Raw genomic sequence first — 22,598 nt, forward strand, 5'->3', positions numbered from 1 at the left:
CGTGCCGTGGGGGCGGGGTGCCGGGGTGGGGCCGAGGAGGCGGTAACGCACGGGGTCCATTTTCTCCGGAGCGGTCGGTACGGGTCACCGGGTTCGGGCGGCCCCCCCCCCGGGACCTCCGGGGTCGTCCGGGATTTCCAGGGTGACGAGGACGCCGACGGCGCGGCGGACGCGGTAGGGCACCCCGCGCGGTGGCTGTTCCTCCTCCTCGAAGCCGCCGAACCACCTCGGGCAGCTGTCGACGGGCTCCAGGGTCCGTGCGCCGGGCACCGGCTCCAGACTGCGCCCGGTCGACCGGAAGACCACCGTGCCGGGCTCCAGGTCGGCGAGTACGGCGGGTTCCGCGGCGCGCGGGTCGTGGTGGGCGGCGTACTCCTGGTGCACCAGGTCGATGGAGCGCACGCGGCCGACGGTCCTGTGCTTCGGGCCGCCGTGGTTCTCCACCCATGCCTCGGCGCCGTGCCAGTGGTCGTTCCCGGCTTCCTCCCCGTCGACGGCGACCAGCCGCCAGCCGACTTCGTGGCCCACGCTGAACGGCCTGCCGCAGCACTCCATCTGCCAGTCCTCGTAGAAGACCCTCATCACCGTCATTCCCCCACCCTCCTGGAACCGGACGGCCACCGCGAGACGTTTTCCTGGCGAGTCCCCGGCCGGTACGGTCGGCCTCCCGACCGTACCCGCCCACAGGAGCCGCTCATGACGACCGCCACCACCCGCCGCGGCGAGAGCCGGATCAGCCCCGTGTTCGTCGGGATCCTGGCCGTCACGGCGGTGACGGGCTGGGCCACCTGGACCGGGTTCGCCGCGCAGCCGGGCATCGCGGTGTTCCTGTTCGTGACGGCGGCCTGGATCGTCTCCCTGTGCCTGCACGAGTACGCGCACGCGCGCACCGCCCTGCACAGCGGGGACATCACGGTCGGCGCGAAGGGCTATCTCACGCTGAACCCGCTGAAGTACACGCACGCGTTGCTGAGCATCGTGCTGCCGGTGGTGTTCCTGATCATGGGCGGGATCGGTCTGCCGGGCGGCGCGGTGTTCATCGAGCGCAGCCGCATCCGGGGCCGCTGGCGGCACAGCCTGATCTCGGCGGCGGGCCCGCTGACGAACGTCCTGTTCGCGGCGGTGTGCACGGCGCCCTTCTGGCTGCACGCCCTGGACGGCGTGCCCCGCGACTTCCGGTACGCGCTGGCGTTCCTCGCCCTGCTCCAGGTGACGGCGGCGATCCTGAACTTCCTGCCGGTGCCGGGTCTGGACGGGTACGGGGTGATCGAGCCGTGGCTGTCGTACAGCGTGAAGCGGCAGGTGGAGCCGTTCGCGCCGTTCGGGCTGCTGTTCGTGTTCGCGCTGCTGTGGGTGCCGTCGGTGAACATCATGTTCTTCGACGCGATCGACGCGATCCTGCGCGGCCTGGGCGTCGACGACTTCTCCCGCGCCTGCGGCCACGAGATCTACCGCTTCTGGCGCGACACTCCGGAGATCTGCACGATCAGCCCGTGACCGACTTGCCCTGCCCCGCGGCGGCCCGGCCACGCTTGACGTAGTACCAGGTCATGTTGGACGACAGGCCGGCCAGCAGCACCCAGACGATCCCCAGCCAGCTGCCCTGGACGAACGAGACGACCGCGGCGGCCACTGCGAGGAGGCAGACGATCAGGGTGTAGAGGGCGAGTCGCCGGGTCGGGCTGGGCGGGGGCAAGAGGGGCATGGGGGTCGGCTCCTTGCGGGGGACACTGCTACGACGACCAGTGTCCCCCATGCCCTCAGACGTCCGTGACGCGGAGCCCGGCGTGTGCCTTGTAGCGGCGGTTGACGGAGATCAGGTTCGCGACCAGGGACTCGACCTGGTGGGCGTTGCGCAGCCGGCCCGCGAAGATGCCGCGCATGCCGGGGATGCGCCCGGCCAGCGCCTGGACGATCTCCACGTCGGCGCGCGCCTCGCCGAGCACCATCACATCGGTGTCGATCTGCTCGATCTCCGGGTCCTCGAGCAGTACGGCCGACAGGTGGTGGAAGGCGGCGGTGACCCGGGAGTCGGGCAGCAGGGCGGCGGCCTGCTGGGCGGCGCTGCCCTCCTCGGGCTTCAGCGCGTAGGCGCCCTGCTTGTCGAAGCCCAGCGGGTTCACGCAGTCCACGACGAGCTTGCCGGCCAGCTCCTCGCGCAGGGACTCCAGCGTCTTGCCGTGGCCCTCCCACGGTACGGCGACGATCACGATGTCGCTGCGGCGCGCGGTCTCGGCGTTGTCGGCGCCCTCGACGCCGTACCCCAGCTCCTCGGCGGCGGCCCGGGCGCGCTCGGTGGCGCGCGAGCCGATGATCACCTTCTGGCCGGACCGGGCGAGCCGGTAGGCGAGGCCCTTGCCCTGGGGGCCGGTGCCGCCGAGCACGCCGACGACCAGCCCGGAGACGTCGGGCAGGTCCCAGGGGTCCTTGGCGGGGGCCTTCGCGGGAGTCTGTGCGCTGTCGGTAGAGGTCATGGGGCGACTCTACGTCCGCGCGCGGGACGGCACCGGGTCAGGTGAGCCGCGTCACGGGCAGCCGCCGGAACGTGACGGTCTCGTAGGCGCTGAAGTCCCCCGTCTCGTACAGGAGTCCGACCGTGCCGCGGTCGATGCGGACCAGGTCGGAGTAGGCGGCGGGGAGCCCGTCGAGGGTGAGGGCGGTGCGCCAGGTGGTGCCGCCGTCGGCGGAGGTGCGGATGGTCATCAGGGCGCGGGCGGCGGGGTCGGCCGGGGCGGAGAAGAGCAGCAGGTCGGGATCGCGGAGCTGCAGGACGGAGGCCTCGCAGATCGGGGCGGTGAGCCCGGCCTGCGGACGGAAGGGCTTGACCAGCGTCCTCCCGCCGTCCTTGGAGTGGGCGTCGGCGCGGTTGCCGGGCGAGGGCGAGTCGTTGCGGGTGTTGAAGTAGACGCGGCCGTCCGGGAGTTCGGCGGCGGTGGTCTCGTTCACATTGATGTAGCCGTCGGTGTTCTCGTCCAGGTAGCCGAGGTACCAGGTCTCGCCGCGGTCGTCGCTGAGCAGGCAGTGGCCGCTGTTGTACCTGGCCTCGGCGCCGGTGTCGGTGCCGGTGGGCGGCAGGGTGTGGTTGCCGGGGACGAGCACGCGGCCGGAGCCGAGCTGGAGGGCGTGGCCGGGGGTGGTGGCGTACCAGCGCCAGCCGGGCTTCTTCACCTGCGCGGTGATCTCTCTCGGCTTGGACCAGGTCGCGCCGTCGTCGTCGCTGTGCTGCACCCACACCCGGCGGCCGTCGGCGTCCTTGACCTGGCCGCGCAGGATGCCGGCCTCGGTGGCGCCGGCCGCGGCGCGGACGTGCACGAGCAGGATCCGGCCGGTGTCGAGGACGACGGGGGCGGGGTTGCCGGCGAGGTTCCTCCCGTTGCTCGCGGCGACCTGCAGCGGGCCCCAGGTGCGGCCGCCGTCCGTGGACCGCTTCAGCACGATGTCGATGTGCCCGTGGTCGGCGGCGGAGTCGACCCGGCCCTCGCAGAAGGCGAGCAGCGTTCCCTTGCCGGTGGCTACCACGGCCGGGATGCGGAAACTGGCGTACCTCTCATGGCCCGCGCGGAAGGGGACGGACACGTCGGTCATCGGCCAACTCCTGGAAGACGGAGAACGGACGGGCCGTGAACATCCCCAGGTTGGGCGAATTCAGGGTGAACTCCGCGTCACGAGTGACCGATTGAGGCAGGATGCGGTCGTATGGACGCCGTACGGGTCGCGCTGCTGCGCGAAGTGCTCGCCGGGACCGAGTGGTTGGGGGCCACCCGGCGGTTCGCGGGGGTGCTGCGGGGCTCCGTGGTGGCCCACGGGGGCGGGCTGCTGCTGGCGGGCACGCGCGCGTACGAGCCCTGGCATCTGGCCGCGCACCTGGTGGACGAGGCGGCCTGGTCGGGTACGCCGGAGCTGGCTCCGACTCTCGTACGACACCACGCGCGTCCCTCCGACCCCGCGCACCTGGCCGTCGGCCCTGGCCGGATCGAGGAGGCGCGGCGGGGCGAGACGCTGCTGGTGGTCGCCCCCGAGGAGCCGGCGGAGCTGCTGGAGCGGGTGCACGCGGCGCGCCGGGCCGGGGTGACGGTGCTGGCGCTGGGCGCGGGCGGGGGCGAGCTGGCGGCGATGGCCCACGAGACGCTGGCCGTGCCCGAGGGGGCGGAGCTGGACCTGGACAGCGTGCAGCACCTGGTGAGTGCGGCGGCGGGCGAGAACGGGGGCGGGGTCTCTCCGAGGGTCCGGCGGAGCTTCCGTGACCGTTTGTCGAGGCTGGCGGAAATCCTGACGGCCCCGCCGGCTGCTCCCTGGTGACGTGGCGGAGCCCCGGGCGGTGGCTGCGAAAAGGAGTTGCTCTGCGGCTTCCGGCGAGCAGAGCATGCCCCAGTGTCCCGAGCCCTCCTCCCCGACCTCGCCCCCTGGAAGGCCTCCGCCGACTTCCGGAAACTGTGGGCGTCCGGTCTGATCAGCAACTTCGGCAGCTTTCTGACCTTCGTCGCGCTGCCGGTCCAGCTGAAGGACCTCACCGGCTCGGCGGCAGCCGTGGGCGCGATCGGTGCCGTAGAACTGCTCCCGCTGATCGTCTTCGGGCTGTACGGCGGCGCCCTCGCCGACGCCCTCGACAAGCGCCGGCTGATCGTGTGGACGGAGGCCGGCCAGGGCCTGCTCAGCGCGGCCCTGCTGCTCAACGCCCTGCTGCCGCACCCCGTCGTATGGCCGCTCTACCTCATCGCCGCCCTCTCCTCCGCCCTGGTCTCGGTACAGCGACCCGCCCTGGACTCCCTGCTCCCCCGGATCGTCGCCCACGACGACCTGCCCGCCGCGGCCTCCCTGAACTCGCTGCGCTGGACCGTCGGCGGGGTGGCCGGCCCGGCGCTCGCGGGTGTGGTCGTCGCCTACGCGGGCCTCGGCTGGGCCTACGCCGCCGACCTGCTGACCTTCGTCGTGTCGCTGGCGTTCGTCGTCCGCATCGTCCCCTCCCCCGCCTCCCACGAGGCCGCGAAGCCGGACCTGCGGGCCATCGCGGAGGGCGCCCGCTACGCCTGGAGCCGCAAGGAACTCCTCGGCACCTACGCGGTCGACCTCGCGGCGATGTTCCTGGCCATGCCCCTGGCCGTCCTGCCGTTCCTCGCCGACGAGCTGCACGCCGAGTGGTCGCTCGGCCTGATGTACGCGAGCGTCCCGCTGGGCGCGCTGCTGGTCAGCGTGACCAGCGGCTGGACCTCGCGGGTGCACCGGCACGGGCGGATGGTGGTGCTGTCGGCCGCGCTGTGGGGCCTGGCGGTGGCGGCCGCCGGGATCGTCGGCAACGTGTGGCTGGTGCTGCTGCTCCTGACCGTCGCCGGCGGCTGCGACATGGTCAGCGGGGTCTTCCGGGCCGCGATGTGGAACCAGACGATCCCCGACGAGCTGCGCGGCCGCCTCGCCGGCATCGAGCTGCTGTCGTACTCGGTGGGTCCGCAGCTGGGCCAGGTCCGCTCGGGGTCGGTCGCCGCGTGGGCGGGCGTACGGGCGTCCGTGTGGTCGGGCGGACTGCTGTGCGCGGGCGCGATGGGGCTGCTGGCCCTGTGCCTGCCGGGGCTGATGAGCTACGACGCCCGGACCAACGAGCACGCGGTGCGGCTGCGCGAGCAGCGCGCGGCCACCGCACCCACGCAGGTGTGATCAGTCCTGGTCGGCGTCGGCCTCACCGGTCGCGGAGGTGTCGTGCCAGCGCGGATCGGTCTCCCACTCGAGGTTGCGCTCGGCCGCGGTCTCCATCGCGCGCTGCGCCTCCTGCGGGCTGGCGTACGGCCCGAAGCGGTCCTTGCCCGGGCACTCCGGGCCCTCCTCGACCTTCTTGTGCTCCAGGCAGTAGTACCACTCGCCCGGCTTGCCGACGGTGCGCTTCTTGAACAGGGCCATGAACAGCTCCTCTCGCCACGGACATGTTCCCCCATGCTCGCTGGTTAGACTCGCTGGCATGTCTGGCCAGTCGCTGCTCGTACCAGGGGAGCTCTCTCCCACCCGTTCGGTACCCGGAAACATCCGCCGCCCCGAGTACGTCGGCAAGCCCGCGCCGGCGCCGTACACCGGACCGGAGGTGCAGACCCCGGAGACGATCGAGGCGATGCGCGTCGCCGGCCGCATCGCCGCGCAGGCGATGGAGGAGGCCGCGAAGATCATCGCGCCGGGTGTCACCACCGACCAGCTGGACAAGGTCGCCCACGACTACATGTGCGACCACGGCGCCTACCCGTCCACGCTCGGCTACCGCGGCTTCCCGAAGTCGCTGTGCACCAGCGTCAACGAGGTCATCTGCCACGGCATCCCGGACTCGACGGTCCTGAGGGACGGCGACATCGTCAACCTGGACGTGACGGCGTACATCGGCGGGGTGCACGGCGACAACAACGCCACCTACCTGGTCGGGGACGTGGACGAGGAGTCGCGGCTGCTGGTGGAGCGGACGCGGGAGTCCCTCAACCGGGCGATCAAGGCGGTCAAGCCGGGCCGGCAGATCAACATCATCGGCCGGGTCATCGAGTCGTACGCCAAGCGCTTCGGCTACGGGGTGGTACGGGACTTCACCGGGCACGGCATCAGCACCTCGTTCCACTCGGGCCTGATCATCCCGCACTACGACAGCCCGCACGCGACGACCGTCATGCAGCCCGGCATGACCTTCACGATCGAGCCGATGCTGACGCTGGGCACGTACGAGTACGACATGTGGGACGACGGCTGGACGGTCGTGACCAAGGACCGCAGGCGGACGGCCCAGTTCGAGCACACGCTGGTGGTGACGGACACGGGTGCGGAGATCCTGACGCTGCCCTGACCCGCCGCCGACCACTTCTGGCAAGCCCGCTCCCTGACGGGGGCGGGCTTTCTCTTGTACGCTTTTACCGACAGACTGTCGGCAAGATTACCGACAGGGCGTCGGCAAGGCATTGACTTAGGTAAGCCTTACCTTAGAGGATGCGCCCATGGACTCCTTCTCGACCCTCATCCGCACGGCTTCCCACGAGCAGCACGTGGAGGCGGAGACCTCGACGTTCATGAGTGACCTCCTCGGCGGCCGGCTGGGCGTGGCCGCGTTCGCCCGGTACACCGAGCAACTGTGGTTCGTGTACGAGGCGTTGGAGAGCACGGCCGGTCGACTGGCGTCGGATCCGCTGGCAGGGCCGTTCATTCGCCCCGAGTTGTTCCGGCTGGCCGCGCTGGAGCGGGACCTGGCCCATCTGCGGGGGCCGGCGTGGCGAGCGGGACTGAGCGCGCTCCCGGCGACGCGGGCGTACGCGGACCGGGTGCGGGAGTGTGCCGAGCGCTGGCCGGGCGGGTACGTCGCCCATCACTACACCCGTTACCTCGGCGATCTCTCCGGCGGGCAGATCATCCGCGACAAGGCGGAGAAGACGTGGGGCTTCGCCAAGAAGGGCGACGGGGTCCGCTTCTATGTGTTCGAGCAGATCCCCAACCCCGCCGCGTTCAAGCGGGGTTACCGGGAACTGCTGGACGGGGTCGCCGCCGACGACCTGGAGAAGCAGCGGATCGTGGCGGAGTGCAAGGCCGCGTTCGCGTTGAACACCGGGGTCTTTCGGGCCCTTGGCGAGGAGTTCCCGCTGTCGGCCTGAGCGTGGGAGTTGCTCTACCGCTCCAGGAAGACCCGCCCTCCGACCTCCACCCACCCGTGCGGCTGCGGCGCGGTCAGGATCTGGGAGCCCTTGCCCTGCGTGATGTTCAGGGCGCGGCCCAGCCGGTCGGTGAGGAGCAGGGCCGCGGCGCCGGTCGCCTCGTCCTCGTCGATGCCGTCGTCGCGGCCGGGGAAGGCGCGGGCACGGATCCGGCCGGCCGCCTCGTCCTCCCACGCCCAGGCGTAGATCCACTCGCCCGGCGGCGGCACGTCGAGGGCGTCGACCTCGGCGGCGGAGGCGTACTGGCGCAGGGTGCGCGGCGGTGCCCACTCCGCGCGGGCCTCGATCCAGCTGAACTCGCCGTCCAGCCGGGCCCCGACCACCCCGGCGGGCGTGACCAGTTCGGGCACGTCCAGCAGCCAGGCCGTGCCGACGCAGGGGTGACCGGCGAAGGGCAGGCGCAGGGTGGGGGTGTAGATGTCGATGACCCCGCGCTCGGGGTCGTCCACGAACACGGTCTCGCTGAAGCCGAGCTTCGCGGCCAGCGCCTGCCGGTCGCTCCGCTCGGGCAGGACCGAGCCGTCGCGGACGACGCCGAGTTCGTTGCCGTAGCCGCCGTTCGGTCCGCAGAAGACACGGAGCACGTCGTAATCAGTCACTTGGGAATTGAAACATCGCGGCACCGGCGAGCGCGTCCCAGGCGGGGGCGCCGCCGGGGAGGGGCGAGGTGCCGGTGGGCACCAGGCCGTAGGGCAGCCCGGCGATCATGTCGCCGTAGGCGCGCTCCGCGGCGGCTCGCATGCGTGCGGTGCCGGGTCCGGGCGGACGTGCCGCAAGCCCCTCCATGTGCTGCTCGTGGCGCTTGGTGATCCCTTCGACGGCCTGCGGCCACTTGTCGCCGTCGGGCGCCCGGCTCAGGTCCACGCACTCGGGCGTCCGCCCTTCCGCCAGCGCCGCCACCGCCCGGTCGTGGCCGTCGAGCAGCAGCCAGCCGTCGAGGAAGCTCACCCACCACAGCAGGACCGGCGCGGCCGTGCCCTCGCGGACGTGCTTGCGGTACGCCTTCACCCGCCCGGCGTCCGGCGGCGAGAGCGGACGCAGCGGTACGACACCGTGCCAGCCGCCGCTGCAGGACAGCTCCAGGCGGCCGCCCGGCCAGCCCTGCAGGAAGTCCTCGGTCCAGATGCCGGGCGGGAACCCGGTACGCAGGGCCAGCTCCCAGCGGCCGTCCTGCAGTGGGGTCCCGCCCGCCTCCTCCAGCCAGCGCGCGTACTGGTGCACCCAGTTGACGGAGGACCGCAGCATCGCCACGCGCAACGGCGGCAACGGTGAGCGGTAGCCGTCGAGGCGGTGCAGAGACAGTTCGGAGCAGCAGGAACCGCCCGCGGACCGGCCGAGCAGCAGCGGCCGCTCCTCCTGCCGCAGCAGGAGCCGGCCACCGTCGGCCCGCTCGAAACGCAGCCGGGCCGGACCGGGGCGGTCCCGGATGTCCAGGACCAGGCGGTCCGGCCCGAGCAGTTCCCTGGGTGCGCTGGTCATGCGGGACATTCTCCGGGAGCCGCACCCCCGCCCGGCAACGGGATCACGCCTGTGTACGCCGCCTGCGCACCGCGACCACCACCCCCGCGCCCGCCGCCACGGCCGCCGCGGCCGCCGCGCCCAGCGCGCCCGCCGGTGTGCCGGAGCCGGTCGCGGCCAGGGTGCCGGTCACACCGCCGCCCGTGGTGGAACCCGTGACGCCACCGCTCCCTGCGCCGCTGGAAGGCTTTGCCGAGCTGCCGCCCGCCGGGAGTTCGGCGCCCTCGGTCACGGCCACCGACACATCGAGCGGGTCGAGTGCGGTGCCCGCCTTGTAGTAGCCGCTGAACGCCTTCGCGCCGGCCTCGGTGAGGGTGGCGGTGACGTCGTTCAGGGTGATGACGTCGTTCTTCGCCGTGAGGTCGGACGAGGAGGCCGACAGGTCGGCCAGGACCACGTCGTCGGACTTCTTGCCGAGGCTCGTGACGTCTGCGGTCAGGGTGCCGGTTCCGCCGTCGATCGTCGCCCGGATGTCGCCGAGGGTGAGATCGAGGCCGTAACTGCCGTTGCTCTCATGGCCCTTGAAGTTCACCGCACCCTCGAAGGCGGCCGTGAGGGTGTCGGCGTCGGTGTCGTAGGTTCCGGTGGCGTCGGGGAAGGTGAACGCGCCGTTGCCGGAGGCCTGGGTCGCCCCGCCCGACGTGGTGATCCTCCCCTGGGCGGCGCCGTCCACGACGTACGTGCGGAAGGAGTCCTTGACGCCCCAGCCGAGCGTACCGTCGGCTATGTCGCCCTTGCTCGTGGCCGGATGCCCGGTGGCGGAGGCCGACCTGGACGGGGACGCCGAAGCGGACCTGGTCGGGGTGGGCGACTTCGAGGGCGTCGGGGGCTTGGAGGGCGTCGTCGGGGGCTTGGGGGGCTTCGGGGTCGTCTTCTGTGCGACCGTCAGCGGATCGCCCGCCGCGCCCTCGTAGCTCGCGCTGCCGAACGTGTCCGCCGCCTCCTTGGTCAGGGTGGTCGCCATGGCCTTCATCTCGCGGGTCACGGTGACCTTCGCGAGCGGCACGTCGTCCTTCGTCGTGCCGTTCCTGGTCACGTCGGCGGTGATCTCGGCGTCCTTGCTGTCGAACTTCAGGTCGGCCAGGGTGAGGGCGAAGCCGTGCAGCTTGGACTCGATCTTCAGGCTGCCCTTGAAGGCGAGGGACACGGTGTGGGTGGCGGAGTCGTAGGCACCTGCGCCCTGGACGAAGGTGAAGGGGCCGTTGCCCGCCGCCTGCGAGGCGCCGTCCGCCGGGGTGAAGGTACCGGCCGCCATGCCGGTCACGTACGAGCGGTACGACTGCTTGATGCCCCAGGTCAACTCGTAACCGGTGAGCGGGACTTCGGCGGCCGAGGCGGTCGCGGCCGTGGTCGCGGTGAGGGCGCCGGCCCCCAGGGTGACCGCGACGGCGGCGGCGAGGGCGAGGTGTCTGCGGGTCGGGGCAGGCATGGTGGCGTTCCGTCTCCTTGATCGGGGGTGGGTCCGTGATCGGGGGTGGCTCGGTGAGGCGGGTCAGGCGTCGGACGGCTGACGGGTACGGCGCCTGCGGACGGTCGCCGCGACGACCGCGCCGGCCAGCAGTACGGAGGCTGCCGCGAGGGCGACGGGCAGGACGGGGGTGCCGTCGTCGGCGCCCGTGCTGCTCGCGACCGGTTCGGTCGATGCGGTCCGGGCGGCGGGGGTCGGTGTGGGTGTCCCGGTCGCGTCCCCCGCACTGCCCAGGTCCGGCAGGGCGGGGAGCGTGGCGCCGTCGGTGAGGGTGACGGCCAGGGACACCGGGTCCATCTCCGTGCCCGCCGGGTACATCCCGCCGAAGGCCTTCGCGCCCTGGATGGTGAGCCGGGCGGGGGCCTCGGTGAGCCGGGCGAGGCCGTCGTGCGCGGTGAAGGTGCGCGCGGCGAAGGTCACCAGCGGGACTTTCCGGCCCGTGAAGGCGTCGCTCGCGACATCGGCGTAGAGCGTGCCCCTGCCGTCGTGGACGGCGGTGCGCACGCCGCTCAGTCTCAGGTCGAGGCCGTGGTCGCCGGTGAAGCGGACCGCGCCCCGGAAGGCGGCCGTCAACTCGCCCTTGCGGTAGGTGCCTTCGCCCTTCGGGAAGCGGAAGAGGGCCCCGCCGTCCCGGGCGCCGTCGGTCAGCGTCCACCGTCCGCGGGCGAGGTCACCGGTGACGTACTCCCGGAAGGTCCGGCGGACGCCCCAGTCGACGGCGCCGTCCTCGATCGCTCCGTCGCTCGAAGTCCCCTTCCTCTCCGGGGACTTCGTGGGCGTGCGGGACGCAGCGGTGGCGGACTTGACGTCCACCGCCAGGCTCACCGGGTCGAGGGCGGTGCCTGCGGTGTAGTACCCGGCGAAGGACTGGGCGCCCTGTGCGGTCAGCGTGGCGGGCACGTTCCGCAGGACGACCGACGCGCCGCCGCCCCTCATGTCGATGCCGCCCAGGGAGAGGGAGGCGAAGGGCACCTGCGCGGACGTCGTGACCGTCCCGGTGCCCTTCGCCCTGCTGGTGACGTCCACGGAGAGCGTGCCGGTGGCGCCGGTGATGCGGACGGTCGGGCGGCCGAGGGTGAGGTCGAGCTGGTGCGTGCCGTCGGCCTTCCTGTGGCCGACGAAGTGCACTCCGCCCGCGAAGGACGCGGCGAACGCGCCGGTGTCGGCGTCGTACGTGCCCGTCGCCGAGGGAAAGCGGAATTGGCTGCTTCCCACCGTCGCGGCGCCACCGGTGAGGGAGTAACTTCCCTTTGCGATCGGCCCGGTGACATAGCTCTGGAACGACGACTTCACCCCCCAGTCGAGACGTCCTCCCTGCACGGTGCGGCTCACGGCGTGCGCGGCGCCGGCCGGGAGCAGCAGGGCTCCCAGGAGGGCCGTGCACACCACGGTGACCAGGGCACGTAGGCGCGCGGGCATGGGGATCCTCCGGAAACGATGACCCGTAGCGGAATTAGGTAAGGCTAACCTAAACTCCATTCGGCAGATCCGGAAGCAGCTCCGGAAGACGACCGAAGGGAACGGGACACGCGCGTGGGACGGTTGCGTACACGACTGGCAGGAGCACTTGTCTGCGTGCTAGCCCTCACCGCGGCCGCGACGGGCTGCGGCGGAAAGGCCGGACCCGCCGCCGCGGCCAGGGCGGCCCCCGCCACCGCCGACCGCGTCGAACCCCTGACGGACTCCCCCGCGCCGCGCCTTCCCGTCACCGTCTCCTCGGCCGACGGCAAGAAAGTGACGGTGCGCACGGCGCGGAGGATCGTCCCGCTCTCGGGCGGCCTCAGCGAGATCGTGTTCACGCTCGGGCTGGGCGACCGGGTCGTCGCCCGGGACATCACCGCCACCTTCCGGCAGGCGGCGAAGCTGCCGGTCGTCACCCGCAACCACGACGTCTCCGCCGAGAGCGTGCTGTCGCTGAATCCCGACCTGGTCCTCGCCGAGACGACGACCGGCCCGCAGGAGGCCATGGCCCAGATCCGCGCGGCCGGGGTCCCGGTCCTGGTCGTCGACGCGGCCCACGGCCTGGCCGACGTGGGCCCGCGCATCCGGGCCGTGGCCGACGCGCTCGGCGTCCCGTCCGCCGGGACCGAGCTGACCCGGCGCACCGAGCGGCGGATCGCCGCCGTACGGAAGACGGTTCCGCGGCACGGAGACCGGCCCCGGGTCGCTTTCCTCTATCTGCGCGGCTCGGCGTCCGTCTATCTCATCGGCGGGCGGAGCTCGGGGGCGACCTCCCTGCTCGAAGCCGCCGGCGCCGTCGACGCCGGGGCCGAGTCGGGCTTGACGAAGGACTTCACCGCCCTCACCACCGAGGCCCTCGCCAAGGCCGCGCCCGACGCGATCCTGGTGATGACCAAGGGACTGGAGTCGGTCGGCGGGATCGACGGTCTGGTGCGCATCCCGGGCGTCGCGCAGACGCCGGCCGGGATGCACCGCCGGGTCGTGTCGGTGGAGGACGGCGTGCTGCTCGCCTACGGGCCGCGCACCGACCAGGTGCTGAAGTCGGTGGTGGAGCAGCTGTACCGGGGCGGGACCAAGTGACCGTAATCGACAAGCCTGTTGAAAGGGCTCTTAAGCGGCCGGCCCGCCGGAGACACACCACCGCCTGGCTGCTGGCCGCCGGTCTCGCCCTCGCCCTCCTGGTCCTGGTCCCGGTCGCCGCGGGGCTCGGCGCCTATCCGATCCCCACGGCCGACGTGCTCGGCTCGGTGCTGCACCGGGCCCGCCTGGGCGGTTCGGCGCTCGACCGGGTGCCCGAGTCCGTCCTGTGGAACGTGCGCTTCCCGCGGATCGTGCTGGCGCTGCTCGTCGGTGCCTCGCTGGGCTGCGCGGGGGCGCTGATGCAGGGCGTGTTCGGCAATCCGCTCGCCGAGCCGGGCGTCATCGGCGTCTCCTCCGGGGCCGCGGTGGGTGCGGTCGGTGCGATCGCGTTCGGGCTGGACTTCCTGGGCACCTGGACGGTGCCCGCCCTCGCCTTCGCGGCCGGTCTCGCCACGGTGCTGCTGGTCTACGCGATGTCCCGCTCGGGCGGCCGTACCGAGGTGGTGACGCTGATCCTCACCGGGATCGCGGTGAACGCCTTCGCGGGGGCGCTGATCGGGCTGTTCCTCTTCTTCGCGGACACCGCCGCGGTCAACCAGATCACCTTCTGGCAGCTCGGCTCCCTCTCCCAGGCGACCTGGCCGAAGGTGCTGGCGGTCCTGCCGTGTGCGCTGCTCGGACTGGGCCTTGCGCCCCTCCACGCCCGCCGTCTCGACCTGCTGGCGCTCGGCGAACGGCCCGCGCGGCACCTGGGCGTGGACGTGGAGCGGCTGCGGCTGGCCCTGGTGCTCGTCATCGCGCTGCTGACCGCGGCGGCCGTGAGCGTCTCCGGGATCATCGGTTTCGTCGGCCTCGTCGTCCCGCACCTGCTGCGGATGGCGGCGGGGCCGGGTCACCGCTTCCTGGTCCCCGGCAGCGCCCTGCTCGGCGCCCTGGTCCTCCTGGCCGCCGACCTCGCGTCCCGCACCTTGGCCGCCCCGGCCGAACTGCCCCTGGGCGTCCTGACCGCCCTCCTGGGCAGCCCGTTCTTCTTCTGGCTGCTGCGCAGAACGCGGCGGAGGCAGGGGGGTTGGGCGTGATGCGCCGCAACCGCGCTCCCCGGCCGCCGCAATGAGCGGACGCCGCGCAGGGCCGCCCGATGCCGCGCCGAGGCGCGAGCGAGGCGCGGCCGCCCGCGCGCACCGCGGCCGGCAGCTGCCGCCGCCCAGCCGCGCGCAACCGCGCCCAGCCCCCACGGCGCCCGGTGCCGAAGCATCCCCGCCCCCATGACCGGAAGAGCCCTCCCATGAAACTCCTCCGCCCCCGCCCGGCCCCGCCGTCTCCGGCGGCCCCCGGTGACGTCCTCGCCACCGCCGAGGGCCTCCACGTCCGCCTCGGCAACCGCCCCGTGCTCAACGGCGTCGACGCCACCGTCCGCGCCGGTGAACTCCTCGCTCTCGTGGGTCCCAACGGCGCCGGAAAGTCCACCCTGTTGGGAGCCCTCGCCGCGGACCTCCCGGCCGCCGCCGGGGTCGTACGCATCCACGGCCGCCCCGCCGCGCAGTGGTCCGCAGCCGAACTCGCCCTGCGCCGGGCGGTCCTCCCCCAGTCGGCGGCCCTCGCCTTCCCCTTCACGGTGGAGGAGGTCGTGCGGATGGGCCGTGCGCCGCACGCGGCGTCACCCGAGGAGGACAACCGGGCCGTGGCCGAGGCCATGGCCGCGACCGAGGTGACCGCCTTCGCCGCGCGGCCGTTCTCCGCGCTCAGCGGCGGCGAGCGGGCCCGGGTCGCGTTCGCCCGGGTGCTCGCCCAACGTGCGCCCCTGCTCCTGCTGGACGAGCCGACGGCCGCACTGGACCTGAAGCACCAGGAGTCGGTGCTGCGGGGGTGCCGGGAAAGGGCGCACGCCGGTGACGCGGTGGTCGTGGTGTTGCACGACCTCGCGCTCGCGGCCGCCTACGCGCACCGGGTCGCGATTCTGTGCGCCGGTCGTGTCGCGGCCGAAGGCCCGCCGGCCGAGGTTTTCACCGCACGACTGCTGTCGGACGTCTACGACCAGCCGGTCGAGGTGTTCCCGCACCCCCGCACGGGCGCGGTCCTGGTGACCCCACACCGCACCCCTTGACCTCTCCTTTGCCATTCCTTGGGGTCTGTTTTGAGACGGCGAGATCAAGCCGTGTCTGTGAGATTTCCATGAGAGCTGAATCACTACCCGGCCGGGTATGGGTGAGGTAAGCCTCATGTAAGTTAGGCCAGCCTCACCACACCATCCCCGCTTGGAGCCTGCATGCGAGCCGCCCGACTCACCGTCACCGCCGCCGTCGCCACGGCGGCCCTGACCGCCCTCACGGCCTGCACGGCGAAAAGCGACGCCAAGGGCGGGGACCGCGTGATCAACGTGGCCGCCTCCGACGACAAGTGCGAGATCGACAAGAAGGAGCTGTCCGCCGGGCACCTCGAACTCGCCATCGAGAACAAGGGATCCAAGACCACCGAGGTCTACGTCCTCTTCCCGGACGACCGGGTCGTCACCGAGCGCGAGAACATCGGCCCCGGCACCAAGCAGCGGGTCACCGCCGAGGTGAAGGCGGGCGAGTACCAGATCGCCTGCAAGCCGGGCATGAAGGGCGACGGCATCCGCCAGACCCTCAAGGTCACCGGCGGCAGCGCCGCCAAGCGCGACCCGCGCCTGGACAAGGCCGTGGCCGAGTACCGCGCCTACGCGCAGGCGCAGGCCGACGAGACGCTGCCGCTGGCCGAGGCCTTCGCCAAGGCCGTCAAGGAAGGCGACATGGAAGCGGCCAAGAAGGCCTACGCCACGTCCCGCATCGGCTGGGAGCGCACCGAGCCGGTCGCCGAGTCCTTCGGCGACATCGACCCGAAGGTGGACGTCCGCGAGGACGGGCTCGTGGACGGCCAGGACCCGGAGAAGGACTGGACCGGCTGGCACCGTCTGGAGCGCTCGCTCTGGAAGGACAAGAAGCTCACCGACCGCGACAAGCAGCTCGCCGACCAGCTGGTCACCGACCTGAAGGACTGGCAGAACCGGGTCGGCAAGGCCGTGATCGATCCGACCACCATGGCCAACGGCGCCAAGGAGCTGCTCGACGAGGTCGCCACCGGCAAGGTCACCGGCGAGGAGGAGCGCTACTCGCACACCGACCTGGTCGACTTCAAGGCCAACGTCGAGGGCGCCCAGAAGTCGTACGAGCTGCTCAAGCCGGTCGCGCAGGAGAACGACAAGGCGCTGACCACCGAGCTCGACAAGCAGTTCGCCGCGCTGAACACCCTGCTCGACAAGTACCGCACGGACAAGAAGACGTACGACTTCACCTCGTACGACAAGGTCGGCAAGGACGACCGCAAGGAGCTCTCGGACGCGGTGAACGCGCTCGCCGAGCCGCTGTCCAAGCTCGCCGCCGCGGTCGTGAAGTAAAGGGGGGCGACGGCCATGACCGAGACTCAGAGCAGCAGCACCTCTTCCTCTCCCTCCCGCCGCTCGCTGATCGGCTGGGGCGGGGCCGGGCTCGCGCTCGGTGCCGCCGCTGCCGGCGGTGCCGTGGCGATGGCGAAGACCGGCAACGACGTGGACCCGGTGGCGGCGGAGGTGGGCGCCGCCGTGGCGTTCCACGGCGCCCACCAGGCCGGCATCGCCACGCCGGTGCAGGACCGGCTGCACTTCGCCGCGTTCGACGTGAAGACCGAGGACCGCGCCGAGTTCGTCCAGATGCTGAAGGACTGGACCGAGGCCGCGCGCCGGATGACCGCCGGCAGGGCGGTCGGCGAGGGCGCGTTCGGCGGGCTGGCCGAGGCGCCGCCGGAGGACACCGGCGAGGCGGTGGGGCTCAAGCCGTCCCGGCTGACGCTGACGATCGGCTTCGGGCCCGGCCTGTTCGAGAAGTTCGGCCTGAAGGGCCGGCGTCCCGAGGCGCTGGTCGACCTGCCGCAGTTCCCCGGTGACAACCTGGACAAGAACCGCAGCGGCGGCGACCTGTGCATCCAGGCCTGCGCCGACGACCCGCAGGTCGCCGTGCACGCCATCCGCAACCTCGCCCGCATCGGCTTCGGCAAGGTCGTCATCCGCTGGTCGCAGCTCGGCTTCGGCAAGACGTCGTCCACGACCCCGGAGGCGCAGACCCCGCGCAACCTCATGGGCTTCAAGGACGGCACCCGCAACATCGCCGGCACGGAGACGGACCGGCTGAAGAAGTTCGTGTGGGTGGACGAGAAGGACGGTGCCGACTGGATGACCGGCGGCTCGTACCTGGTCGCCCGTCGCATCCGGATGCACATCGAGACCTGGGACCGCACCTCCCTGCAGGAGCAGGAGGACGTCATCGGCCGCGACAAGGGCGAGGGCGCCCCGGTCGGCAAGGCCAAGGAGCGCGACGAACCGTTCCTGAAGGCGATGAAGCCCGACGCGCACGTGCGCCTCGCGCACCCGCACGCCAACCACGGTGCGACGATCCTGCGCCGCGGCTACTCCTTCACCGACGGCACCGACGGCCTGGGCCGCCTGGAGGCGGGCCTGTTCTTCCTCGCCTACCAGCGGGACGTGCGCAAGGGCTTCATCCAGATCCAGCGCAACCTGGCCACCGACGCGCTCAACGAGTACATCCAGCACGTGGGTTCGGCGGTCTTCGCCGTGCCGCCCGGCGTCCGGGACAAGCACGACTGGTGGGGCCGCACGCTGTTCTCCGAGGAGGCGTAGTCCGTGTTCTCCAACTACCTGATCGGCCTGCGCGAGGGCCTGGAGGCGTCGCTCGTCGTCTGCATCCTCATCGCCTACCTGGTGAAGACCGAGCGCAAGGACGCCTTGAAGCCGGTCTGGATCGGCATCGGCGTCGCGGTCGCCCTCGCCCTCGGCTTCGGCTGCGCCCTCGAATTCGGCTCCCAGGAGCTGACGTTCGAGGCGTCGGAGGCGCTCGGCGGCTCCCTGTCGATCATCGCGGTCGGCCTGGTGACGTGGATGGTGTTCTGGATGCGGCGCACCGCCCGGCACCTCAAGGCCGAACTGCACGGCAAGCTCGACGCCGCGCTGCGGATGGGCACGGGCGCGCTGGTCGCCACGGCCTTCCTCGCGGTCGGCCGGGAGGGCCTGGAGACGTCGCTGTTCGTGTGGACGTCCGTGCACGCGGCAGGCGACGGCACCCCGCGCCCGCTCATCGGCGCGGGGCTGGGCCTGGCCACCGCGGTGCTCCTCGGCTGGCTGTTCTACCGCGGTGCCCTGCGCATCAACCTGGCGAAGTTCTTCACCTGGACCGGCGGCATGCTGGTCGTCGTCGCGGCGGGTGTGCTGGCGTACGGCTTCCACGACCTGCAGGAGGCCGACTGGCTGCCGGGCCTGTCGGACAGGGCGTTCGACATCTCCGGCACGATCCCGCCGGACAGCTGGTACGGCACGCTGCTGAAGGGCGTGTTCAACTTCCAGCCCGATCCGACGGTCCTCCAGGTCACGGTGTGGGCTCTGTACCTGATCCCGACACTCGCGATCTTCCTCGCCCCGGTAGGGTTCGCCTCCGGGAAGGGGAAGGTGAAGGCACCTCATGACCAGGGAACGCAGCCGTCGAAGGCTCCGCAGGCGTGACCGGAACGCGCTCATGGCGGTCTCACTGACCGCCATGGCACTGACGGCGAGCGGATGCGTGGTGGTGCACGGGGAGCGCGAGGTGCTCCCCGCCGCCACCCGCGCCGAGGCCGCCAAGGCGCTCACGCAGTTCACGGACGCGTACAACAAGGCCGACCAGGCCTACGACAGATCCCTGGACGAGGACCACGTCACCGGCGCCCTCGCCGACATCGACGGCGCCCGGCTCAAGGCCGGGCACGCCAACAGCCCGTCGGGCAACCCGAACCACACGCCGCTGAAGCTGACGGACGCCAGGATCACGATCCCGAAGAAGGCCGGCTGGCCCCGCTGGTTCGTCGCGGACGCCAAGGGCAACAAGGGCGGCACCTTCCGCTGGCTGCTGGTGTTCACCCGGGGCGACCTCGGCGAGCCCTGGCAGGTGGCGTATCTGACCCTGCTCGCGCCCGGTGACGTACCGGAGTTCAAGAAGGACGCGGACGGCTGGGGCGAGGCCGTGCCCGCCGATTCCACGCAACTGGCCGTGCCGCCCGCCGACCTGAGCAAGGACTACGTGGACTACCTCCAGAACGGCGGCACGACCTTCGCGGACGGGCGCAACACCAGCGGCGCGCGCACGGACCGCCAGAAGCGGGCGAAGAAGCCGGGTCTGGTCCGGCAGTACATCGACGAGCCGCTGACCCACGGCGACTACGCACCGCTCGCGCTGCGCACGGCCGACGGCAGGGCGCTGGTGTTCTTCACCACGCGCCACTACGAGAAGCAGACCGCCGCCCCGGGCACCTCCGTGCCGACTCCGAACAAGGACGTGCAGGCCCTGACCAAGGGCGAGATCAAGCAGTCGCTCACCCTGGAGTTCATCTCCAACGAGGCCGCCCTCGACCCGGTGGGCAGCGGCCGGGTGTCGGTCCTGGGGCGCGTCCAGGGACTGACGGCCGCACAGGGCGAGTAGAAGGCCCCGCCCATAGGCCTCAGTGCCGCAGGGGCCAGGTGGCGTCCGCGTGGCCCTCCGTGTCGGCGTGGCGGGCGCAGGCGTCCGTGAGCGCCTCCAGCAGGCTCAGCGGGTCGGGCAGCGGATGCTCGGGGCCGCGGACCCAGCGCACCTCCTGGTCGTCGCCGGGCAGCCGGGCGGGCGGTACGAGGACGTACGAGCCGCGGCAGTGCCAGCGCAGCCCCGGGTGTTCGTCCATGGTCTCGGGGCGGCAGTCCAGCTCGCAGGGCCACCACTCGTCCTCGTCCTCGGGGGTGCCCCGGGTGAGGGTGAAGAACAGCATGCGGCCGTCGTCGCTCTCGGCGACCGGACCGACCTCCACACCGGTACCGAGCAGCCGGTCCAGTGCCTCCCGGCCCGCCTCCAGGGGGACGTCCAGGACGTCGTGCACCATGCCGGTGGCGGTGATGAAGTTGGCCTGCGGCTGGTGCCGGGCCCAGCGCTCGATCTGCGCGCGGTCCGTCGTGGACTGGGTCTGCCAGGCGAACGACACCGGGTGCCGGGCCGGGGTGGGACAGCCGACGCGGTCGCAGGAACAGCGGTAGCCGGGGGCGGGGTACGCGGCGGGTGCGAGGGGCAGCCCCGCTTCGGCGACGGCGAGCAGCAGGGCCTCACGGCCGCCGTCGTCGGCGGCTGTCTCCTTCGGGCGGCGTCCGAGCAGCCACTGGGAGAGTTTGCCCTGTCGGCCCGTCCGGCCGCCGAACGTCGCGCTCATCTGGCCCCTCAGACTCGTGGTCGCCTCGCTGGTGTGCGGACAGCATGCCTTATCGTCCCATCTTCCGATGCTTCGGGGGGTCGGAGCGGGGATCCGGAGGAACGGGAGGAGATGTGCCTCACAGCGCGTCAGCGGGGAGCGAGGCCGTGCAGGGCGTAGTCGACCAGGGTGTCCGTGTAGTCGTGGGAGATCGGGCCGGTGCGCTGCAGCCAGCGCTGGGCCAGGGGTGAGACGAAGAGTTCCAGGGCGATACGGGGATCGATGTCCTCACGTACGTCACCGGCGTCCTGTGCGGCGCGCAGCCGCTGGACGTAGAGCTGGAGCGAGGGTTCGAGGAGCTTGGTCACGAACTCCCGGCCGAGCGGCTCGTTGACCACGCCCTCGGCGGCCAGGGCGCGGGCGGGGACCTCGAAGCGGGGGTCGAGCAGTTCGTCGACGGTGGCGCGCAGGACGAGCTTGAGGTCGGCGGCGAGGTCCCCCGTGTCCGGGACGGCGTACTCGCCGCCGGCGGCACCGGCCTGTTCGGAGGCCTGCTCGCCGAGGTCGAGGAAGGCCTCCATCAGGACGTCGGCCTTCGACGGCCACCAGCGGTAGATCGTCTGCTTGCCGACGCCGGCGCGGGCGGCGATGCCCTCGATGGTGGTCTTGGCGTAGCCGATCTCGCCGACGAGGTCCAGGGCGGCGGCGTAGATCGCGCGGCGGGACTTCTCGCTGCGGCGGGTGGCGTCGGGGGTGGGCTTCGTGGCAGCCATGGCTCGAACTTATCAGGTTGACAAGACGGATCGTCTCGCGAACGCTGGGGGAAGTAACAGACGAGACGAAACGTCTCGTCTATGACGTGGGTGATACGCCCCCGACGGAAGGAGCCCCCATGAGCCGTGGCGGAAACGGGAACATGCTCGGAGTCGGCGGCACGCGCCGGAACCTCGGCCGCAAGGCGCTGCGCGGCGGCAACGCCGGCGGCCGGATCGGCGGCGGCGCCAACGCGCAGGCGCAGAAACGGGAGCTGCTGCGCAAGCTGCAGACGAAACGGCAAGAGGGAGAGGCCGGCGGGGCATAGCGCGCGCCTCGCCTCGTCCGCCCCCGCGGGGGAGCCCGCGCCTCGCCTCGTCCGCCCCCGGGGGAGCTACGCCCCGTCCGTCGCCGGTGGCCAGGCGTCGCCCCAAGCCGCGTCCCGGGCCGCCTTGTACAGCTCGCCGTGGCGCTTGGTGACCGTCGTGCGGCGCAGCTGCTCGTCGGCCTCGCACAGGTCGAGCAGGACCTGGCCCTTGCGGATCTGCGGGCGCCGGACCACCCGGGCGGGGGCCGGCTCGGCGGGCAGCCGGGTGGCGGCGACGTAGCTGAACTTCTCGTCCTCGTAGGCCAGGGAGCCGCCCTTGACCTGGCGGTGCAGGGAGGAGCGGCTGACCCGGGCGGAGAAGTGGCACCAGTCCGTGCCCGGGACGATGGGGCAGGCGGCGCTGTGCGGGCAGGGTGCGGCGATGCGGAATCCGGCGCGGATCAGGCGGTCGCGGGCCTCGATGACCCGGGCGTAGCCGGCGGGGGTGCCGGCCTCCACGATCACGACGGACTGCGCGGCGGCCGCGGCCGCGTCGACGAGGGCCGTGCGGTCGGCCTCGGCGAGTTCGTTGAGGACGTACGACACCGTGACGAGGTCGGCACTGTCGAGGGTGAGCGCGCTGCCGATCCGGGCCCGCTGCCAGCGGGCGCCCCGCAGTGCCGGGTTGGCGGCGGCGATCTCCCGGCCGAGAGCGAGCGCGGGCTCGGCCCAGTCGAGCACGGTGACATTGCGCTCGCCGGGCCAGGTTGCGGTGACGGCCCAGGTGGCGGCGCCGGTACCGCCACCGACGTCGACGTGGCTGCCGGGGGTCCAGTCGGGTACGGCCGCTGCGAACGCCTCCAGGGCCGAGTGGACGGCCTCGAAGGTGGCCGGCATCCGGTAGGCGGCGTAGGCGGCGACGTCGGCGCGGTCGCGGAGGATCGGGGCGTCGGTGGGGGTGGCCCCGCGGTAGTTGGCGATCAGCCGTTCCACGGCTCCGGCGGCCTGTTTGGGCGGAAGTCCGTCCAGGAGGGCGGCCAGGGAGGCGCGGAGGGTGTCGGCTGGGTCAGCAGGGGCGTTCACCATGTGATTCTCTCAG

General features: G+C 72.2%; 25 protein-coding genes. 13 read left to right on the plus strand and 12 right to left on the minus strand.

Annotation, left to right across the window (positions count from 1 at the left end; all coding sequences use genetic code 11):
* Positions 1-84: 84 nt before the first annotated feature.
* Complete coding sequence (locus ACZ5DS_RS02750; RefSeq protein ID WP_468233218.1) at positions 85-591, minus strand: DUF6578 domain-containing protein; 507 nt, start codon at positions 589-591, stop codon at positions 85-87.
* A gap of 105 nt (positions 592-696) precedes the next feature.
* Between ACZ5DS_RS02750 and ACZ5DS_RS02755 the strand changes: the two genes are divergently transcribed.
* Positions 697-1,497: a site-2 protease family protein gene (locus tag ACZ5DS_RS02755; RefSeq protein ID WP_468233220.1), complete on the plus strand. Its 801-nt coding sequence runs from the start codon at positions 697-699 to the stop codon at positions 1,495-1,497.
* On the opposite strand, the gene ACZ5DS_RS02760 is transcribed toward ACZ5DS_RS02755, so the two are convergent.
* The 3 genes from ACZ5DS_RS02760 to ACZ5DS_RS02770 are packed head-to-tail and all read right to left on the minus strand — an operon-like array spanning position 1,487 to position 3,585.
* The gene (locus tag ACZ5DS_RS02760) at positions 1,487-1,756 is read right to left on the minus strand and encodes a hypothetical protein (RefSeq protein ID WP_468233221.1); all 270 of its coding nucleotides are present in this window, start codon (positions 1,754-1,756) and stop codon (positions 1,487-1,489) included. The genes ACZ5DS_RS02755 and ACZ5DS_RS02760 overlap by 11 nt on opposite strands.
* Before the next feature lie 4 nt (positions 1,757-1,760).
* The gene (npdG, locus tag ACZ5DS_RS02765; protein WP_468233223.1) at positions 1,761-2,474 is read right to left on the minus strand and encodes an NADPH-dependent F420 reductase; all 714 of its coding nucleotides are present in this window, start codon (positions 2,472-2,474) and stop codon (positions 1,761-1,763) included.
* 37 nt (positions 2,475-2,511) lie between these two features.
* Positions 2,512-3,585, minus strand: coding sequence for a sialidase family protein (locus tag ACZ5DS_RS02770; RefSeq protein ID WP_468233225.1), 1,074 nt, complete (start codon positions 3,583-3,585; stop codon positions 2,512-2,514).
* 111 nt (positions 3,586-3,696) lie between these two features.
* Here ACZ5DS_RS02770 and ACZ5DS_RS02775 point away from each other — a divergent pair, with 111 nt between their 5' ends.
* Together ACZ5DS_RS02775 and ACZ5DS_RS02780 are read left to right on the plus strand one after the other, a co-directional pair.
* Complete coding sequence (locus tag ACZ5DS_RS02775; protein WP_468233227.1) at positions 3,697-4,299, plus strand: hypothetical protein; 603 nt, start codon at positions 3,697-3,699, stop codon at positions 4,297-4,299.
* 72 nt (positions 4,300-4,371) lie between these two features.
* On the plus strand, positions 4,372-5,649 hold the full coding sequence (locus tag ACZ5DS_RS02780) for an MFS transporter (RefSeq protein ID WP_468233229.1): 1,278 nt from the start codon (positions 4,372-4,374) through the stop codon (positions 5,647-5,649).
* On the opposite strand, the gene ACZ5DS_RS02785 is transcribed toward ACZ5DS_RS02780, so the two are convergent.
* A complete protein-coding gene (locus ACZ5DS_RS02785; protein WP_468233231.1) occupies positions 5,650-5,889 on the minus strand; it encodes a hypothetical protein in 240 nt (79 codons plus the stop codon).
* Positions 5,890-5,947: 58 nt separating this feature from the next.
* Between ACZ5DS_RS02785 and map the strand changes: the two genes are divergently transcribed.
* Positions 5,948-6,805, plus strand: coding sequence for a type I methionyl aminopeptidase (gene map, locus ACZ5DS_RS02790; protein ID WP_468233233.1), 858 nt, complete (start codon positions 5,948-5,950; stop codon positions 6,803-6,805).
* A 148-nt stretch (positions 6,806-6,953) separates the two neighbouring features.
* Positions 6,954-7,601, plus strand: coding sequence for a biliverdin-producing heme oxygenase (locus tag ACZ5DS_RS02795; RefSeq protein WP_468233234.1), 648 nt, complete (start codon positions 6,954-6,956; stop codon positions 7,599-7,601).
* A gap of 14 nt (positions 7,602-7,615) precedes the next feature.
* On the opposite strand, the gene ACZ5DS_RS02800 is transcribed toward ACZ5DS_RS02795, so the two are convergent.
* The 4 genes from ACZ5DS_RS02800 to ACZ5DS_RS02815 all read right to left on the minus strand — a co-directional run bounded on the left by ACZ5DS_RS02800 (position 7,616) and on the right by ACZ5DS_RS02815 (position 12,066).
* Positions 7,616-8,260: a PhzF family phenazine biosynthesis protein gene (locus tag ACZ5DS_RS02800; protein ID WP_468233236.1), complete on the minus strand. Its 645-nt coding sequence runs from the start codon at positions 8,258-8,260 to the stop codon at positions 7,616-7,618.
* Positions 8,253-9,140 (minus strand): hypothetical protein, encoded by an 888-nt coding sequence (locus tag ACZ5DS_RS02805; RefSeq protein WP_468233238.1) that lies wholly within the window; start codon positions 9,138-9,140, stop codon positions 8,253-8,255. Before ACZ5DS_RS02805 ends, ACZ5DS_RS02800 begins: the two co-directional genes overlap by 8 nt.
* A 43-nt stretch (positions 9,141-9,183) precedes the next feature.
* On the minus strand, positions 9,184-10,608 hold the full coding sequence (locus ACZ5DS_RS02810) for an HtaA domain-containing protein (RefSeq protein ID WP_468233240.1): 1,425 nt from the start codon (positions 10,606-10,608) through the stop codon (positions 9,184-9,186).
* A 63-nt stretch (positions 10,609-10,671) separates the two neighbouring features.
* On the minus strand, positions 10,672-12,066 hold the full coding sequence (locus tag ACZ5DS_RS02815) for an HtaA domain-containing protein (protein WP_468233242.1): 1,395 nt from the start codon (positions 12,064-12,066) through the stop codon (positions 10,672-10,674).
* Positions 12,067-12,180: 114 nt separating this feature from the next.
* Between ACZ5DS_RS02815 and ACZ5DS_RS02820 the strand changes: the two genes are divergently transcribed.
* The 7 genes from ACZ5DS_RS02820 to ACZ5DS_RS02850 all read left to right on the plus strand — a co-directional run bounded on the left by ACZ5DS_RS02820 (position 12,181) and on the right by ACZ5DS_RS02850 (position 19,706).
* Complete coding sequence (locus ACZ5DS_RS02820; protein WP_468233244.1) at positions 12,181-13,188, plus strand: heme/hemin ABC transporter substrate-binding protein; 1,008 nt, start codon at positions 12,181-12,183, stop codon at positions 13,186-13,188.
* Positions 13,185-14,267 (plus strand): FecCD family ABC transporter permease, encoded by a 1,083-nt coding sequence (locus ACZ5DS_RS02825; protein WP_468233246.1) that lies wholly within the window; start codon positions 13,185-13,187, stop codon positions 14,265-14,267. The genes ACZ5DS_RS02820 and ACZ5DS_RS02825 overlap by 4 nt, the downstream gene beginning before the upstream one ends.
* 206 nt (positions 14,268-14,473) lie before the next feature.
* Positions 14,474-15,292: a heme ABC transporter ATP-binding protein gene (locus tag ACZ5DS_RS02830; RefSeq protein ID WP_468233247.1), complete on the plus strand. Its 819-nt coding sequence runs from the start codon at positions 14,474-14,476 to the stop codon at positions 15,290-15,292.
* Positions 15,293-15,454: 162 nt separating this feature from the next.
* Positions 15,455-16,603: an iron uptake system protein EfeO gene (gene efeO / locus ACZ5DS_RS02835; RefSeq protein ID WP_468233249.1), complete on the plus strand. Its 1,149-nt coding sequence runs from the start codon at positions 15,455-15,457 to the stop codon at positions 16,601-16,603.
* Between the two features lie 15 nt (positions 16,604-16,618).
* Positions 16,619-17,878: an iron uptake transporter deferrochelatase/peroxidase subunit gene (efeB, locus tag ACZ5DS_RS02840; RefSeq protein ID WP_468233251.1), complete on the plus strand. Its 1,260-nt coding sequence runs from the start codon at positions 16,619-16,621 to the stop codon at positions 17,876-17,878.
* 3 nt (positions 17,879-17,881) lie between these two features.
* A complete protein-coding gene (gene efeU / locus ACZ5DS_RS02845) occupies positions 17,882-18,754 on the plus strand; it encodes an iron uptake transporter permease EfeU (protein WP_468233253.1) in 873 nt (290 codons plus the stop codon).
* A complete protein-coding gene (locus ACZ5DS_RS02850) occupies positions 18,714-19,706 on the plus strand; it encodes an SCO2278 family lipoprotein (protein ID WP_468233255.1) in 993 nt (330 codons plus the stop codon). Before efeU ends, ACZ5DS_RS02850 begins: the two co-directional genes overlap by 41 nt.
* 19 nt (positions 19,707-19,725) lie before the next feature.
* Here the strand turns inward: ACZ5DS_RS02850 and ACZ5DS_RS02855 are convergent, their stop codons facing one another.
* Both ACZ5DS_RS02855 and ACZ5DS_RS02860 read right to left on the minus strand, forming a co-directional pair.
* Positions 19,726-20,460, minus strand: a complete 735-nt coding sequence (locus ACZ5DS_RS02855) for a bifunctional DNA primase/polymerase (RefSeq protein WP_468233257.1) — start codon at positions 20,458-20,460, stop codon at positions 19,726-19,728.
* Between the two features lie 128 nt (positions 20,461-20,588).
* Positions 20,589-21,212 carry a TetR/AcrR family transcriptional regulator gene (locus tag ACZ5DS_RS02860; protein WP_468233259.1) on the minus strand — a complete coding sequence of 208 codons (624 nt, stop codon included), beginning with the start codon at positions 21,210-21,212 and terminating at the stop codon, positions 20,589-20,591.
* A gap of 119 nt (positions 21,213-21,331) precedes the next feature.
* On the opposite strand from ACZ5DS_RS02860, the gene ACZ5DS_RS02865 reads away from it, so the two are divergent.
* Positions 21,332-21,520, plus strand: a complete 189-nt coding sequence (locus ACZ5DS_RS02865) for a DUF6243 family protein (RefSeq protein WP_468233261.1) — start codon at positions 21,332-21,334, stop codon at positions 21,518-21,520.
* A 66-nt stretch (positions 21,521-21,586) separates the two neighbouring features.
* Here ACZ5DS_RS02865 and ACZ5DS_RS02870 read toward each other — a convergent pair whose 3' ends face one another.
* Positions 21,587-22,582 (minus strand): small ribosomal subunit Rsm22 family protein, encoded by a 996-nt coding sequence (locus tag ACZ5DS_RS02870; RefSeq protein WP_468233263.1) that lies wholly within the window; start codon positions 22,580-22,582, stop codon positions 21,587-21,589.
* Between the last annotated feature and the right edge of the window lie 16 nt (positions 22,583-22,598).

The sequence above is a fragment of the Streptomyces sp. NPDC031100 genome (assembly GCF_055570785.1).